Here is a 15,382-nt window from a genome sequence, read left to right on the forward strand (position 1 = left end):
GATATGTGTTTATGGTTATGTGTGTATTTTCAGTTTGACAGTATAACTGTCTGAAGTGTCAACTATTTCAAGTTGGTGTTTATGGTGATATTGCAAATTGAGACGTTTTTTTACATTTTCCAAACCAATTCCACCTACAGAATCCTTAGATAATTTTGTTAATGGCTTGCTATTGCTTACCTCAAAGGTAATTTCTTTGGTAGAAGATACGTTTAACGAAATTTTTATCCACCCATTCTCTTCATCTTCAATATGACTATGTTTGAACGCATTTTCTATAAAAGGAGCAAAAAGTAAAGGAGCAATAGGTAAAGTAGGATCATTTATTTCCCATTTTGCCTCAATATTATCTTTTAGGCTATCACTTTTCAATAAGTGAAGCTCAATAAAATTCTTTAGATAGTCGACTTCTTTGTGTAGAGGAACCGTTTCTGTAGAAGTGTCATACAACATATATCTCAACATATCAGAAAGTTGTAACACCACTTCGGGCGCCTTCTCTGACTTTATAAAAGATAAAGTATATATATTGTTTAAAACATTAAAGAGAAAGTGTGGGTTCACTTGAGATTTCAGAAAACTCATTTCAGACTTCACCTGTTCTTCTCTTAAAGAAGAGGCTTCGTTCTCTTTTCTTAACCCAAAGAGTGTCATTCTATAGGAAGTACTTGCTAATGCTATGACACCGAAAAGAATAATATTATATGTACTCTCAAAAATCCGAACACCTTTTCTTATCCTCTTGATATTTTTATGTCTACCTGCACGTTCTCTCATTTCAGGGTCATCAAAAGGAAACATAACATTATCACTATTCAATTTCCAAGATTCAAAAATTACCCTTTCTATATATTGATACACAAAAGCAGTAATCATTATAAATGCAAAGAGTGTCAACGCATAAATGACGTGTTTCTTTTTCAGAAGAAGTTTAGGAACAAGATATTTTGTATTGAATTGCCAAATGAAAACTTGAATTCCAACCAATAAGATGGCTTTTAAGGCTCCATAAGTATATCCAAACCTTTGTTCAAAAAAACTGAATGTTAGAAATAGATAGGCAATTATTAATATGCCTTGCCAGATATGATCTTGTTTTATTTTTTGTTGAGCTAACATTGAGTGTTCAATAAAATGATACGCTCTACAAAAATAAGAAATGTATGGTAAAGGAGGAAAACTTATGATTGGGCTTCTTAACTGTTCTTTGTGTTAAACAGATAGGCGTCACCGAGAATTTTCCAATTATTTAAGTCTTCACCTTATAACTTAGTAAATTGTGATTTATTGTTTTAAGTCGGAAGGCTTAGACAATAAAAGCTAATTGACAGACAATGCCAATAAGAGTATAGGCATGGCTTTATATTATTTTGTGTGTGCTTAGTTATTTTTGTTTTTTATGCTCAAATATCTAGTCTGAATATTATGTTTGATGTAATCTTTTATTTGAGCATTGAAATTGTCTAAATTAAGATTTGTCTTCTTTATAGCTGAATCTAATTTACTTACACTTTGTTGTTCAAGAATTAGCTTATTTTTATTTATTTCAACGATAACATCATTGTCTAGTTTGACCTTTATTAATTGATCATTAATAAGGTCTCTTGGTTTAGATGTAATGACATATTCACAAATCGTGTAATCTCTTGATTTTGTTTGGAAGTCAGTTGTTTTGATATCTTTCGAATTGAAATCAATTATTAAGTGCTTTAGCTTGTAGGATCTGAATATTTCGTTGGTAAAAGTTTCAATGTTCGTCGAAAGTATGCGTTTTTCATTGATCCTTTTAATGCTCAAGGTGATCATTTTTAAACGCTTCACAAATAGGTTGTCCAATAATTCTTTAAATAAAACTAATTGCATATACTATTGATCAGTAAGAAACGTAATGACTAAACTACGACCAGAGGAGGAACCAAACTAAGCCCTAATTATTGTGGCTAGTTTTTTCTATTTGGTAACCTAATTCCTTACTAGTCTTTATGAAATCAGAGCGAAATCGATCAATGTCAAAAGCTCCTAAAGTTTTCTTCTTACTATGTAGAATTTCGGTTGAGTCGTATATCAATACTAGGACATATTGCATAATCGACTCTTCATTTAGTGATTTCAATTTTTCAAGATCTGGTTTAACACTATAGTGGCCAACGTTATATTTAAAATCTTTGCCTGGAAGGCTAAAACCTGAAAGGGTCACCCGCTTTTGAAATCTAAATGACCAAGATTTATCTCTGTCAATTAATTCTAAATCTATCCATAGGTGCTCCATATTTCCATTATAATCATTGCTCATTTTTTTAGATAGAATATCAAATGGTTCTCTTACAATATCAGCCACTCTTTTTGTTGACATGTCCATTGTATTTGCATGGAAGCCTACATTTAATTTGGTTCCATCTTGTCTTTTTCGATTTTTAGGATAGTCAATAACTTCACCCTTTTTTAATACACCGATATGGCTAATGAACACAAGCTTCTTAAGTTCCTTGTCCATTAAGCCAATTTCCTTTTTACCAATGAACTTTTCTATTTCACTCAGTAAATGTGATTTTGATAATAATGAGCTGTTACCAGAACCAATGATTAAATAAATCTCGTCCTCGGAGAAGAAGTCTTGAATGATTTTATTGATAAAGTCTTTCTTGAAATCATCTTTTGTTCCACAATGATGATAATGTGCCTCGTTTGCTTTTACCAATTCCCCTTTTTCATCCAGCCACTTTGCCAAATCATAATTACTATAATATTTTCTATGTATTTGCCTTGAATCCATTTTGACTTATTAGCTACAACATCTGATAAACAACATTGTCACCTTATTTCAATAACGTAACAATGGCATATATATCCATCAATAAAAAATACTTCCAACTTCCCATAAAAAAATCTGTTTGCTTATTGATCCTAGTTTGCTGAAAGACTCTGTAATTTAATTATTAATGTATTACGAAACAATATCAAATTTTTCTCCTTCAATTCGTGAGCAAATGCAATTATGAGGGAAGAAGTTAGATGGATGAGGGAAAAGGGATGATGATTTAGGGTAGTTTTGAAAAATTGAGCATAAAAAAATCCCTTAAAGGTAAAACAATTTGAAAAATTTGTAAGAAGTGAAGGGAGATTTAACCGTAAAAGAGCAAATAAGAAAGGATTAAACGCACTTCTTCTGTTCTAATACTGTTGATGGATTTTTCTAGACTTCTAGAAGAGTACTGAATCTCCATTTACAGAAGTTTACACGTCAGATTTTTGATAAGTCAATCGCCTTTCAGCATGAATTTATAAAAGTTACTTGGTACATGCGAGAGGAAATACCTTTCGAAGATTTACTAAAATGTTATGTTTTATTGATTTTTAGCATAATATTTCCATCAAAAAAATGATTTTAATTCTAATTTTATAAACATTTATTAAATTTGCGACTCTAAGATTAAGCGTGGCCTTTTTAGATCACTTTTTTTAATCTAGACAAAACAACAAATTTCGGCAGCATTCAGTGTGTTTCCCTATCAAATTAGAAAGAAAAACATGGCAAAAATTATTTATACCAAAACAGACGAGGCACCAGCATTAGCTACCTATTCGTTTTTACCGATCGTAAAAACATTCGCAAGTGCAGCAGGTATTGAATTAGAGACAAAAGACATCTCTCTTTCAGGTCGTATTTTAGCAAACTTCCCAGAAAACTTAACGGAAGAGCAAAGAATCGGAGATGCATTAGCAGAATTAGGAGCTTTGGCTAAAACGCCAGAAGCAAACATCATCAAGTTACCAAACATTTCAGCTTCAATTCCACAATTACAAGCTGCAATTGATGAGTTACAAGCTTTAGGTTATAATATTCCTGATTACCCTGCAGATCCAGCAAATGCTGAAGAAGAGGAAATCAAGAGTAGATATGCAAAAGTTTTGGGTAGTGCTGTAAACCCTGTTTTAAGAGAAGGTAACTCTGACCGTAGAGCTCCGAAAGCAGTGAAAAACTACGCTAAGAAACATCCTCACTCGATGGGTGCATGGACTTCAGATTCTAAATCACATGTAGCAAGTATGCCAGCAAACGATTTCTACGGAAGTGAGAAGTCTGTAACGGTAGACGCTGCAACTGATGTGAAAATTGAATTTGTAGGTGCTGATGGTTCTACAAAAGTTTTAAAAGAAAAAGTTGCTCTTTTAGAGGGTGAAATTATAGATGCTTCAGTGATGAACATGAAAGCTTTAAAAGCATTCATCGCTGAGCAAGTAGAAGAAGCAAAAGCTCAAGGTGTGTTATTCTCATTACACATGAAAGCAACAATGATGAAGGTTTCAGATCCTATCATTTTTGGTGCAGCAGTAGAGGTATTCTACAAAGATGTATTTGAAAAATATGCTGACTTATTCGCTGAACTTGGTGTAACAGCTAAGAATGGTTTAGGTGATGTATATGCTAAAATCAATGGACACGAGAAGCAAGCTGAAGTAGAAGCTGCTATCGAAGCTGTATATGCTACTGCTCCTGATTTAGCAATGGTTGATTCTGACAAAGGAATTACAAACCTTCACGTTCCTTCTGATGTGATTATTGATGCTTCAATGCCAGCAATGATCCGTACTTCAGGTCAAATGTGGAACAAAGCAGGTAAGCAACAAGATACAAAAGCGGTTATTCCAGATCGTTCGTATGCAGGTGTATACCAAGCAACAATCGACTTCTGTAAGAAAAATGGTGCATTAGATCCTACTACAATGGGTTCTGTATCAAACGTAGGTTTGATGGCACAAAAAGCAGAAGAGTATGGTTCTCATGATAAAACTTTCCAAATGTCAGCAGCGGGTACTGTAAAAGTAGTAGACGCTTCAGGAAATGTTTTAATTGAGCAAGCCGTTGAAGAAGGTGATATCTTCAGAATGTGTCAAGTAAAAGACCTACCAATCCAAGATTGGGTGAAGTTAGCAGTAAGAAGAGCTAGAGCTACAGGTACTCCAGCCGTATTCTGGTTAGACAAGAACAGAGCTCACGATGCTCAATTAATCACTAAAGTAAACAAATACTTAGGTGATCATGATACTGACGGTTTAGAGATTTTAATCAAAGCGCCGGTAGCAGCAACTGAATTCTCATTAGAAAGAATCGTAAAAGGTTTGGATACAATCTCAGTAACAGGTAACGTATTAAGAGATTACTTAACGGACCTTTTCCCTATCTTAGAATTAGGTACTTCTGCAAAAATGTTATCAATCGTACCATTAATGAATGGCGGTGGATTATTTGAAACGGGTGCAGGTGGATCAGCACCAAAGCACGTTCAACAATTTGTAAAAGAAGGTTACTTAAGATGGGATTCATTAGGTGAATTCTTAGCATTAGCCGTTTCTTTCGAACACCTTGGTGAGACATTTGATAATCCTAAAGCGAAAGTTTTAGGTGAGGCATTAGACGTAGCTACAGGTCGTTTCTTAGATAACGATAAGTCTCCTGCTAGAAAAATCGGTGGAATTGACAACAGAGGTTCACACTTCTACTTAGCGTTATATTGGGCACAAGAATTAGCCGCTCAAGATAAAGATGCAGAGTTGAAAGCTCAATTCTCTGAACTTGCAAAAGAGTTAACAGAAAAAGAAGAAGTAATCAATAAAGAATTGATTGATGCACAAGGTAAGCCTCAAAATATCGGTGGATACTATCACCCATCTTTTGACTTAGCTTCAAAAGCAATGCGTCCAAGTTTTACTTTAAATGATGCTTTAGCTCAACTTTTATAAGAAGTTGAATATATCCATAAAACCCTACCTTCGATAGGTAGGGTTTTGTTTTTTAGTACTTTTTGAAGTAAAAGATAGTTCAGATTTAGAATTAGTATACTAATAAATTTGACCTATATTAAAATCTAGTAGATTGGTAATTAGTGACTTTAATAGTCATTGTGTTTCATGTTAAGTTTTAATAGTTTATTTGCATTATTTTTGTATTAACCGTAGTAAATACAATTAAATTGACTTTACAAATAAACTTCTCAATTCAAAAGTCTTATGGTGCCGAAAGATAGTAATGCCTCTTTCTATAAAAATATGCCTCTAGATATCTTTAAGAGTTTTGCTGAACAAATAGGGTTAGCAAATGGTGAAGATCTAGATCAAATTATTTCTTTAATTAGAAATAGTGATACAATTATGGAATTTGGTTCTGGATATGGAAGAGTTCTCAAAGCTTTACAGGACCGACAGTATTCAGGAAAAGTAATTGCCATCGAACGTGTACATGAGTTAGCTTCTTTATTGAGAAATCAATTTGAAAATGTAACAATCATTGAAGATGATTTACGCTTTTTTGAATGGGATAATGCTCAAGTTGATACAATTCTTTGGATGTGGTCAGGTATTTTAGAGTTAACCCCTGAAGCACAGCAAAGTGTCATTTCAAAAGCGTATTCGATTCTAAAAGAAGGAGGCAAACTGATCATTGAATGTCCATTTAATGATTCTATCTCTAAAGTAGGAATGTTATCAAATGATAAAAAAATTGTCGTAAAAGAAGCGTGGGGTGTCTTAGATGCAACACTAGTAGAATCTGAAGATATTGCGCGTTATTCAGTGAAAGCAGGTTTTAGTGAGCATTCATTGCAGAAGTATTCTACGACTACGAATTTAACAAGAGCAATCTATACTTTGATAAAGTAAAAATTATAGGCATCTTTATACGAATTTATGCTGATAAAAATGAAGAACATACTCTTAATCGGTCTGTTTTTTCTTATCAATGTTCCGTTTGCAAATGCTCAAAGGTTTGGTTATATCGATTCACAAGTAATCATAGAAACCCTACCAGAGTATAAGGAAGCTGAGGATAAACTAAGCAAACTTACGGACAAGTGGTTGAAAGAACTTGATGGAATGAAATCGGAAGTCGAAAAACTTGAAAGAGAATATACTCACGAAGAGATTTTATTGACTCCCGAAATGAAAGCTGAAAAGCTTGATAAAATCGCAACACTAAAGGAGGAAATGAGAGAGTTTCAAACCAATCATTTTGGATATGAAGGTTTGCTTTATTCCAAGAGAATGGAGTTTATGAAGCCTCTTCAAGACCGAATCGCTAAAGCTTGTGAAGTGGTAGCAAGACAAAAAAAGTTAAATTTTATCTTTGACAAGGCCTCAGATATAACTTTAATCTACTCAGATCCACGTTATAACTATACTGACTTCGTTTTAGACGAACTTGGTGAGGGAGATCCTGAGGATTCTCCAAGATAATTTTTATTTTTGCATTATAAACAGAACTATGCAGTTAGTGTTTTTATATAAACAGGGAAATTTTATTTACACAATGAAGAAAATTTTATTCGCGCTTTGGTCGTTGATGATGCTATCTTCAGTGGCAATGGCTCAACAAAAAGTAGCCTATATCAATGAGGATAGTGTGATAACTTCTATGGCAGAGTTTAAAACTCAGCAAAAGATTATTGAATCTTATGCGAAGCAGTTTAAAACTCAAATAGAGATGAAGCAACGTACTTTACAAGAGAAATATCAACAATTAATGCAAGGCCAACAAACGCAAAGTATGGCACCTGCAGAACTTGAAGCTCTTAATAAAGAATTGCAAGCATTACAGCAAGAGGTTCAACAATTACAACAAAGAGCTTCTGAGGGTATCAATAAAAAACAAGCTGAAGCTATGGAACCTCTAATGAAAAAATTACAGGATCAAGTAGCGATTGTTGCAAAAGAGGGTGGTTATTCTATCGTGATCGCAAAAGGTGTGATGGCAAGAATCGGAGCATACCTTGTTGATGCTAATGGTGAGGATATTACTAGTAAAGTAATCGCCAAAATGAACGGACAATAGTCAAATTAGTTTAAGAACTTACAAACGTAGAACAATGAAATTAAAAGTAATATTCGCATCTTTATTTGCATTGATGCTAATGAGCTTCTCAAATGAAAGTGCAGCTCAAACAAAGATTTTTGCATACGCTAACCTTGATAGTGTAGTAAGATCAATTCCAGAATTTGAAACTAAAATGAAGGAATTAGAAAGCTACCAAAATCAGTTGTATACTTCTATGCAACAACAAGAGCAAGAGTTTCAAGCAAAATATGCTGATTTCCAACAAAACCAACCAAACTGGTTACCAGAAATTATCCAACAAAAAGCACAAGAGTTAGAATTGTTACAAAGAAACTTACAAGAGTTCCAACAAACTGCTCAACAAAACTTTGCAAAGAAACAAAGTGAAGCAATCATGCCTTTACGTCAAAGAGCTGAGGCAGCTTTAGCTGATGTTGCAAAAGCAAAAGGATATCAATATGTAATTCCAATCGAAATGTTATTATACAACGATGGTGCTGATGATATCACTGCAGATGTTATTGCAAAAGTTAAATAATTAATTTAGCTTGAAATAAAAAAGGCAGAATGTAAAATCTACATTCTGCCTTTTTTTATACATCAGTTTGGTAGTACTAATCAAAGATTTGTTCCATAGTAATTCCAAATTCATCCTCGATTTCGTCAAGCTTACTCAACTCTTTTCTGCTTACAATACACAGAGATACACCAGACTTTCCTGCTCTAGCAGTACGTCCACTTCTATGTGTAAAATATTCAGTTTTATCAGGTAGTTGGTAATGTATAACGTAAGCTAAATCAGCAATATCAATTCCTCTAGCAGCCAAATCTGTCGCTACTAGGATCTGCAATTTATTACCTTTGAAAGCACGCATCACCTTATCTCTTTCCTTTTGGTTTAGATCACCGTGGATAGATTCAGCTTTAAATTGCTTACCATGTAATTGTTTTGCGACTTGTTGTGCTTCAGCTTTGGTTTTTGTAAACACTACACCACGAGCATCTCCTTGTTGACGAATAAACCAATTCAACGTTTCCATCTTTTGCTTTTGCTCAGCTAAGATGTACTCAAATTTAATTTTTTTATTAATTACGTTAAATGGATTTACCTCAATACGGAAAGCATCTTTGGCCATGTATTTCTTAATGATATCATTAATTCCTGATGGGAATGTAGCAGAGAATAACCAAGTTGCTTTCTTGTGAGTAGTTAATCTAAGAATCTTTGATAGATCTTCTTTGAATCCCATACTCAACATTTCATCAGCTTCATCCATTACTACAGTCTTTACATAAGAAAGATCAATAGCATTTCTATCTACTAAATCTAATAATCTACCAGGAGTCGCTACAACGATATGTGTAGGTCTTTTTAGATTGTTGATCTGTTGATCAATAGATGAACCACCATAAACTGCTTCACAGAATACCTTATGGTAGTATTTTGTGAAACGGAAAAGTTGTTTCTGTATTTGTTGTCCTAACTCTCTCGTTGGAGATAAGATCAAAGCCTGTGGGTGTGGACTTTTAGGATTTACTGATTGAAGTAATGGTAATCCAAACGCGGCAGTTTTACCTGTTCCTGTTTGAGCCTGTCCAATAAAATCCGTCCCTTGATTAATTAAAAATGGGATTGATTTTTCCTGAATAGACGTAGGTTCTTCAATACCATTTTCTTGAAGTGCTTTAATAATAGCACTTGAGATTCCTAATTCCTTGAATGTCATTATATTTCGTTTTAATGCGTTCAGCTGCAAAGGTAGGTTGAATTATTGGGATTCTGATAGAATTTTGTCCCTTATATACATTCTTTAAGAAGTTAACATGAATTTGAAGAGGAAAATAGATTATTTCAATTTGGAGTATAAAAAAAGAGTAGTCGGGGAATACTACTCTTTCATAAATTAATTTCTATATACATTTACCCATTCGAGGTAAATTACTTTTGGATTATCTTGCCACATTTCATGTGGTAATTCGATTTCCACAAAAGCTTCATCATCTCTTGCTAGGCTTTTCTTTTCAGAATCTTTATAAGTTGCAATATACTGATTAGCGTTTGAGCCAGCGGAATGAAAATGTTCAAACTTATGTTTTTTGTCTAAGTTTGAGTATGCTTTAAAGCCTTCAAGTCTTGAAAAAGGAAGTCTTAAAATTATATTTTTTGGCCAAGTATGGCCTTCAGGTAGTGTAAGTGTACCTTTTCCTATATCAGATATATCTTCGAATGATACAAGTTTAGTATTGTCATCTCCTGTCATTTCTACAGAATGAATTCCTTTAGTTGCTTCATATCTTATTGTCGTATTTATATCTTCAGTGCTATTACATCCTGTGAAAAATAGAAGAATAGCTGCTAGTTGTAAAATGTTTTTCATTTAGTAAGTAAGTACAAATATCCTTATTGATTTTAAATCAGATCATAATATATAAAAAAAAGGAGATAATATTGTAAGTTTTAAATATAATAACAGAAAAAGCTCCTATTAATCAACTTAATAGGAGCTTTTATTATGGAATGTGAAACTACTTTTTATTAATAACCTAACTTAATAATATTTAGGTTATTCGAGTATTCACTTGCAATTGCTAATTCATTTGTTCTTTTGATAAATATCATACCACTAGGACCATCACTCGAAGATTGGATAATTCTAGGCTCTCTTGTAAGAGAATTACTTACCTTGATAATTACGTTTTCTTTATGATCAGCACCCCATGCTGTGATGTAATAACTTAAAGAACCATTAAAAGTAATATCTTCTAAATAAGGAAAGTCAAGAATTTGTAATTTTAATTCTGTCGATTGCTCTTTGAATTTATAGAGGTAGATGCCACCACCTGTTTCAAGAGAACTTAATATTAATAAGCCTTTTTGCTTTTTATCGTAATAAATACCAGTTGGAGAAGGGACTTCAGTAGTAACAGTTTTTACGTCCTTCGTTTTTATATTAATACAAAATACTTTTGAAATTTCTTTATCTGTGATATACAGATCATCACCTTCAGATGCTATCGCATGTAAAGCAGTAGAACCTGCAACTTCTACATTAAAAACTTCTTCATTCGTTTTCAGTTCATATCCTTTAACTCTGTTAGAATCGGCGACATAAATGATCCCACCATCTATTGTAAGACCTCGTGGATGAACTAAATCTTTTGTGATAAAAACGGCTCCACCTCTTCGGCCTCTTTTAATGATACCGTGATTTCCGGAAGAACTAATAAAGAAAAGTCCAGTTTTCTCATCAAATGCAATATCGTGAGGTGTCTGAAGTTTTGCGTCAGGGTCTGCTGTAAGTGTTTTCTTGTTCTTTTTTTTCTTTTTAGTCGTATCTTTTTCTTGTGCAGAAATTGATCCTATAAATGATAAAATGATAAAGAAGCTGAATAATAATTTATACATCCTGTTAGACAATTTTTTTATCTTGAAGTCCATGTTAAAATGCAAATATACTATAGAATTCATGGATGCATAATCTAATCTGTAATATAAAGTTAAAACTCAGACAAATTTATGTTTATTAGGAGCTTAATTTATAGTAAGTTTTCTTTAAAAGCTTCTGTAGCTAATTGTATGATATTTTTCATATTATTTTTCTTTATCATATTTTTTCGATGTCTATTAACTGTTTCGACAGAAATATGTAATTGGTCAGCGACTTGTTTAGTAGAAAGACCTTTAAGTACTAAATCAAGAATTTCTAATTCTCTTGTACTCAAAGAAAACTCACTTTTAGAGAGTGATTCACCATTTATCAAATCAAAGAAATACTCTTCTTTTTTATTCATATTGAAAAAAGAAAGTTGATAGGTTTGCTCTATCTCCAAATGTGTTATTTCGGTGACACTTGAAAATAATTTTATCAATTTACCATCACGTATTTCAATTGGAATATTATGTTGGATGTAAGTCGTAATCCTTTTATTTTCTTTTTTTATTCTAAAAATAAAACTGGAACAAAATTGAAAAGGATTTTCATGATTCATAAATTCTAAATGCTTTTCAAAAGTTTTTTGAATAGCGTTTACATATACAATTCTATCTTCACTTAATAAATATTGGTCTAAATCATGAAAAAGATAGGTCAAAGGTGTGATACCCTTTGGTGATTCATAATCTACTCCGATATTTTGATATAAATCAAAACTAAATTTTTCAACATATATGATAAACTTTAAGGCTTTTCCAGGTAGTTCAAAGTTGTCATTCTCATGAAAATTTGTTTCGTTAATTAGATGAAAGCCTTTTAAATGCTCAATTGAATTATCATTATAAGTAGTATAAATTTGCTGTAGTCGTTCTATAAAATTAAATGGCATTGATTTGTTTACTAAATGATTTTTTGAAGAATGGCCCGTTGTATAGTGACCATTATACTTTGTGTATTTGTTTTAGATATAATATTCTTTTTATGAGTTGAAATTGTATGAATACTAATGTTCAGTTTATTAGAAATTGTATTATTTGAATCTCCTTCAGAAACAAGTTTTAAAATTTCAATTTCTCTACTTGATAACTTGTGAATACTTACGGCTTGATGTAAAGCTTCAAAGGACTCAATATTTAAAAGAGAAGGTAAGTCAACATCATTTGAGATGAAACTTATATTAAAAGGTTTTCTATAATTGTAATTCTTATTAATTATCTGACTATTTGCAAAAACAAACCTAGCTTCTCCTTTATTTGTTAATTCAAGTATTCTTCCTTGAACTAAACATGGATATATCTTACCATTTTTATGTAAAAGAGGGATGTAGTAAAATAAAGTATAATCTTCGAAGTAGTCTCTAAAAAGTGTTGCGAATTCATTAATTATAATCTTTAATTTGAAGATAATATCTTTAAAAACATGGTAATGTGTAAGTATAAACTCAGGGTTATGAAGACACTCCTCGACTTTATGTCCAGTAACTTCCTCGAAATTGGGAGAAAGATATTCGAATCTGTTTTCAATACAATCATAAACATATTGAAAACTACTCCCACCTACGCTGAGATAGTTCGATTGATTCTGTAAAAATGTATCAATAACTATTGGCATGTGTAATGGTAAAGCCGAAAAAATGTAAAGTAAATTATGTTATTAACCAGTAAAATATTGTTTTAAGTACTGTAATATTAGGTTAAATGTTACTTAAACGCAAAAAAAAACGACAATACCTTAATGAAGATATCGTCGTTTTTTAGCACAAAATTGCTTGAAATAATTAAGCTACTGCAGCAATGTAAAGGTTAATTGCTGATAATAAACCAATTACCCACATAACTTTTGAAATTCTTTTTATTTGTCCACAACAAAGTGCAATGACCAAATAAGATAAAAAACCAAAAGTCAAGCCATTACTTATGCTATATGTTAACGGCATTAGAATAATCGTTAAAAATGCAGGAGCTCCTTCGATTAAGTCTCCGAATTCAATATTTTTGATATTTTTAAACATATAAATACCGACCATTACTAAAGCTGGTGCAGTAGCAAACCCTGGAACAACGGTTACAATTGGTGCAAATAATAATGCTACAGCAAATAAACCAGCCGTTACAAGTGAAGCTAACCCTGTTCTTGCTCCTTGTGAAATCCCAGAAGCAGATTCGATGTAGGTTGTAGTAGTTGATGTACCTAATAAAGAGCCTATAACAGTAGCAACCGAATCAGCTTCTAAGATTCTACCAATTTTTGGAATGTTCCCTTTTTCATCTTGCATTTTTGCTTCATAAGAACATGCTACAATTGTACCTACAGAATCAAATAAATCTACAAACATAAATGAAAAGATTGGAGCAATAAAAGCTAAATCTAAAGCACCCATAATATCTAATTTGAAAGCAATAGGGGCTATTGATGGAGGAAGTGAAATAAGACTAGAAGGTGTTTCTACGATTCCGAAAGCCATCCCAGCTACAGTCATTGTAATAATGCCAATTAGAATTCCACCCTTTACTTTCATTTTTTCTAAAACAACAATAAAAACAAGACCTAATAAAGCAATGATTGTTGAGAGTTCTAAATGACCTAATCCAACTAAAGTTGCAGGATTAGAAATCACTAATCCCATATTTTTAAATCCAATAAATGTAATAAATAGACCTATACCTGCAGAAGTTGCTAATCTTAATGATAATGGAATAGCGTTGACTATTTTCTCTCTTACCCCTAATAAAGTTAATAGAATAAATGTAACGCCAGATATAAAAACAATACCTAAAGATGTATTCCAATCTAACCCTCTTCCTAACACCAATGCATAAGTAAAGAAAGCATTTAATCCCATACCAGGAGCCATTGCAAAAGGTACTCTAGCCCAAAGTGCAGCTAGTAAAGTACCTATAAGAGCTGCAACACACGTAACGGTAAAAAGTGCTCCTTTATCCATTCCGGCATCACCAAGTATTGCTGGATTTACAATTATGATATAAGCCATGGTAAGGAACGTAGTAATTCCTCCAATTACTTCAGTTCTCTTTGTTGAGCCAGAAGCCTTGATTTTGAAAAATTTATCAAGGAAGCTTGTTTTTTCTTGTTTAGACTCCATTACTGGAGGTGTTGTAGTTGTACCCATTATATAGTTTAATTAATTGAATTGTCTACCAAGTTAAACGAACAGCAGCTTGTGGTGCAGTTACTGATACATGATCGTTGTAGTGCATAAATAAGTCTAAACCAACTTCTAATTTTGTAAAATCATCAGGCATGAAATGTTGCCCTAAGTTGTATAAAATTCTAGGTTCAGCTAAAAAGTCAGTACCCCAGTAGTAATTACTGTTAGGAATGAAGTCAAAGAAACCTTGTAAACGAATACCTAATTTTCTTGATAAAGGAATGTCGTAAACTCCAGTAATTTGAGCTAATTTATCAGTATTTTCAGCAAAAGTAGAAGCTTTGTAGTAAGCCATTAATTTTAAGAAAGTATCATAGTTTTTAGTCTTGAAAGTCATACCTACACCACCAAGAAGAGCATAGAAACTAGAATAAGAAACATTTACCTGACCTTCAATAGAGAAGTCTTTAAAAATCCAAAATCCTAAGTCTTTTCCTGTTATCTTATTCAATGATAACCATGGAGACCATTCTGTATAGATTCTAAATGGTCCTTCTGAACCTTCTACTAGAGAACCGTCTTCATTAAATAAAGGATCACCATTTTGATCAAATTGTAAGTCAGGTACCATATTTTTAGAGTACATGAAATTGACAAATGCATAGTTACCTCCATAGCTCCATTCAGAGACATGATCTAATGTTAGTAGTAACATGTTACCATCTTCAGTGTTATTACCAAATTGCTCATCATAGTTACCTGATCCATAAGCAATTTGTCCAAAAGTAGAGTTGAAGTTTTGAGCATTTACAGTGTTGAAAGCAAGTACTTTGAAAATAACTAAAAGTACAATAGAAGCTAAATGTTTCATGTTTAGTCTAAAGATTGAATATTAAAATTGAAGAAATAAAAAAGGGTATACAGTTAGTACAGAAGTGTATTGACAGTTTACCCTTTTTCAAAAAAATATAAATAAATAGTGATTTTGTACAATAGTAATTTATTCTACAA

The 15,382-nt window shown here is 32.4% G+C and carries 15 protein-coding genes; 5 read left to right on the forward strand and 10 right to left on the reverse strand.

Annotated elements, in window-relative coordinates; all coding sequences use genetic code 11:
* Positions 1 to 15: 15 nt before the first annotated feature.
* From ACXAHM_RS00100 to ACXAHM_RS00110, 3 genes are all read right to left on the reverse strand, one after another.
* Positions 16 to 1,119 (reverse strand): sensor histidine kinase, encoded by a 1,104-nt coding sequence (locus tag ACXAHM_RS00100; protein WP_474958347.1) that lies wholly within the window; start codon positions 1,117 to 1,119, stop codon positions 16 to 18.
* Between the two features lie 261 nt (positions 1,120 to 1,380).
* A complete protein-coding gene (locus ACXAHM_RS00105) occupies positions 1,381 to 1,863 on the reverse strand; it encodes a hypothetical protein (RefSeq protein WP_474958348.1) in 483 nt (160 codons plus the stop codon).
* A gap of 64 nt (positions 1,864 to 1,927) precedes the next feature.
* The gene (locus ACXAHM_RS00110; RefSeq protein WP_474958349.1) at positions 1,928 to 2,773 is read right to left on the reverse strand and encodes a hypothetical protein; all 846 of its coding nucleotides are present in this window, start codon (positions 2,771 to 2,773) and stop codon (positions 1,928 to 1,930) included.
* A gap of 755 nt (positions 2,774 to 3,528) precedes the next feature.
* Here ACXAHM_RS00110 and ACXAHM_RS00115 point away from each other — a divergent pair.
* The 5 genes from ACXAHM_RS00115 to ACXAHM_RS00135 all read left to right on the forward strand — a co-directional run bounded on the left by ACXAHM_RS00115 (position 3,529) and on the right by ACXAHM_RS00135 (position 8,366).
* Positions 3,529 to 5,742, forward strand: a complete 2,214-nt coding sequence (locus tag ACXAHM_RS00115; protein WP_474958350.1) for an NADP-dependent isocitrate dehydrogenase — start codon at positions 3,529 to 3,531, stop codon at positions 5,740 to 5,742.
* A gap of 267 nt (positions 5,743 to 6,009) precedes the next feature.
* Positions 6,010 to 6,657, forward strand: a complete 648-nt coding sequence (locus tag ACXAHM_RS00120; RefSeq protein ID WP_474958351.1) for a class I SAM-dependent methyltransferase — start codon at positions 6,010 to 6,012, stop codon at positions 6,655 to 6,657.
* 39 nt (positions 6,658 to 6,696) lie between these two features.
* The gene (locus tag ACXAHM_RS00125) at positions 6,697 to 7,230 is read left to right on the forward strand and encodes an OmpH/Skp family outer membrane protein (RefSeq protein ID WP_474958352.1); all 534 of its coding nucleotides are present in this window, start codon (positions 6,697 to 6,699) and stop codon (positions 7,228 to 7,230) included.
* A 73-nt stretch (positions 7,231 to 7,303) separates the two neighbouring features.
* Positions 7,304 to 7,825 carry an OmpH/Skp family outer membrane protein gene (locus tag ACXAHM_RS00130; RefSeq protein WP_474958353.1) on the forward strand — a complete coding sequence of 174 codons (522 nt, stop codon included), beginning with the start codon at positions 7,304 to 7,306 and terminating at the stop codon, positions 7,823 to 7,825.
* A 34-nt stretch (positions 7,826 to 7,859) separates the two neighbouring features.
* Complete coding sequence (locus tag ACXAHM_RS00135) at positions 7,860 to 8,366, forward strand: OmpH/Skp family outer membrane protein (protein WP_474958354.1); 507 nt, start codon at positions 7,860 to 7,862, stop codon at positions 8,364 to 8,366.
* Between the two features lie 76 nt (positions 8,367 to 8,442).
* Here the strand turns inward: ACXAHM_RS00135 and ACXAHM_RS00140 are convergent, their stop codons facing one another.
* The 7 genes from ACXAHM_RS00140 to ACXAHM_RS00170 all read right to left on the reverse strand — a co-directional run bounded on the left by ACXAHM_RS00140 (position 8,443) and on the right by ACXAHM_RS00170 (position 15,242).
* Positions 8,443 to 9,555, reverse strand: coding sequence for a DEAD/DEAH box helicase (locus ACXAHM_RS00140; RefSeq protein WP_474958355.1), 1,113 nt, complete (start codon positions 9,553 to 9,555; stop codon positions 8,443 to 8,445).
* Between the two features lie 177 nt (positions 9,556 to 9,732).
* The gene (locus ACXAHM_RS00145; protein WP_474958356.1) at positions 9,733 to 10,206 is read right to left on the reverse strand and encodes a hypothetical protein; all 474 of its coding nucleotides are present in this window, start codon (positions 10,204 to 10,206) and stop codon (positions 9,733 to 9,735) included.
* A gap of 158 nt (positions 10,207 to 10,364) precedes the next feature.
* The gene (locus tag ACXAHM_RS00150; protein WP_474958357.1) at positions 10,365 to 11,234 is read right to left on the reverse strand and encodes an NHL repeat-containing protein; all 870 of its coding nucleotides are present in this window, start codon (positions 11,232 to 11,234) and stop codon (positions 10,365 to 10,367) included.
* A 131-nt stretch (positions 11,235 to 11,365) separates the two neighbouring features.
* Positions 11,366 to 12,151, reverse strand: coding sequence for a response regulator transcription factor (locus tag ACXAHM_RS00155; protein WP_474958358.1), 786 nt, complete (start codon positions 12,149 to 12,151; stop codon positions 11,366 to 11,368).
* An 11-nt stretch (positions 12,152 to 12,162) separates the two neighbouring features.
* On the reverse strand, positions 12,163 to 12,873 hold the full coding sequence (locus ACXAHM_RS00160) for a LuxR C-terminal-related transcriptional regulator (RefSeq protein ID WP_474958359.1): 711 nt from the start codon (positions 12,871 to 12,873) through the stop codon (positions 12,163 to 12,165).
* Between the two features lie 166 nt (positions 12,874 to 13,039).
* Complete coding sequence (locus tag ACXAHM_RS00165; protein ID WP_474958360.1) at positions 13,040 to 14,392, reverse strand: NCS2 family permease; 1,353 nt, start codon at positions 14,390 to 14,392, stop codon at positions 13,040 to 13,042.
* A gap of 25 nt (positions 14,393 to 14,417) precedes the next feature.
* Positions 14,418 to 15,242 carry a hypothetical protein gene (locus tag ACXAHM_RS00170; protein ID WP_474958361.1) on the reverse strand — a complete coding sequence of 275 codons (825 nt, stop codon included), beginning with the start codon at positions 15,240 to 15,242 and terminating at the stop codon, positions 14,418 to 14,420.
* Between the last annotated feature and the right edge of the window lie 140 nt (positions 15,243 to 15,382).

This window comes from Flammeovirga sp. AWQ4_249 (genome assembly GCF_056161045.1).

Coding starts and splice junctions, on each gene's coding strand:
- ACXAHM_RS00100 (WP_474958347.1), bottom strand. CDS start 1,119: ATGTTAGCTCAACAAAAAATAAAACAAGATCATATCTGGCAAGGCATA.
- ACXAHM_RS00105 (WP_474958348.1), bottom strand. CDS start 1,863: ATGCAATTAGTTTTATTTAAAGAATTATTGGACAACCTATTTGTGAAG.
- ACXAHM_RS00110 (WP_474958349.1), bottom strand. CDS start 2,773: ATGGATTCAAGGCAAATACATAGAAAATATTATAGTAATTATGATTTG.
- ACXAHM_RS00115 (WP_474958350.1), top strand. CDS start 3,529: ATGGCAAAAATTATTTATACCAAAACAGACGAGGCACCAGCATTAGCT.
- ACXAHM_RS00120 (WP_474958351.1), top strand. CDS start 6,010: ATGGTGCCGAAAGATAGTAATGCCTCTTTCTATAAAAATATGCCTCTA.
- ACXAHM_RS00125 (WP_474958352.1), top strand. CDS start 6,697: ATGAAGAACATACTCTTAATCGGTCTGTTTTTTCTTATCAATGTTCCG.
- ACXAHM_RS00130 (WP_474958353.1), top strand. CDS start 7,304: ATGAAGAAAATTTTATTCGCGCTTTGGTCGTTGATGATGCTATCTTCA.
- ACXAHM_RS00135 (WP_474958354.1), top strand. CDS start 7,860: ATGAAATTAAAAGTAATATTCGCATCTTTATTTGCATTGATGCTAATG.
- ACXAHM_RS00140 (WP_474958355.1), bottom strand. CDS start 9,555: ATGACATTCAAGGAATTAGGAATCTCAAGTGCTATTATTAAAGCACTT.
- ACXAHM_RS00145 (WP_474958356.1), bottom strand. CDS start 10,206: ATGAAAAACATTTTACAACTAGCAGCTATTCTTCTATTTTTCACAGGA.
- ACXAHM_RS00150 (WP_474958357.1), bottom strand. CDS start 11,234: ATGTATAAATTATTATTCAGCTTCTTTATCATTTTATCATTTATAGGA.
- ACXAHM_RS00155 (WP_474958358.1), bottom strand. CDS start 12,151: ATGCCATTTAATTTTATAGAACGACTACAGCAAATTTATACTACTTAT.
- ACXAHM_RS00160 (WP_474958359.1), bottom strand. CDS start 12,873: ATGCCAATAGTTATTGATACATTTTTACAGAATCAATCGAACTATCTC.
- ACXAHM_RS00165 (WP_474958360.1), bottom strand. CDS start 14,392: ATGGGTACAACTACAACACCTCCAGTAATGGAGTCTAAACAAGAAAAA.
- ACXAHM_RS00170 (WP_474958361.1), bottom strand. CDS start 15,242: ATGAAACATTTAGCTTCTATTGTACTTTTAGTTATTTTCAAAGTACTT.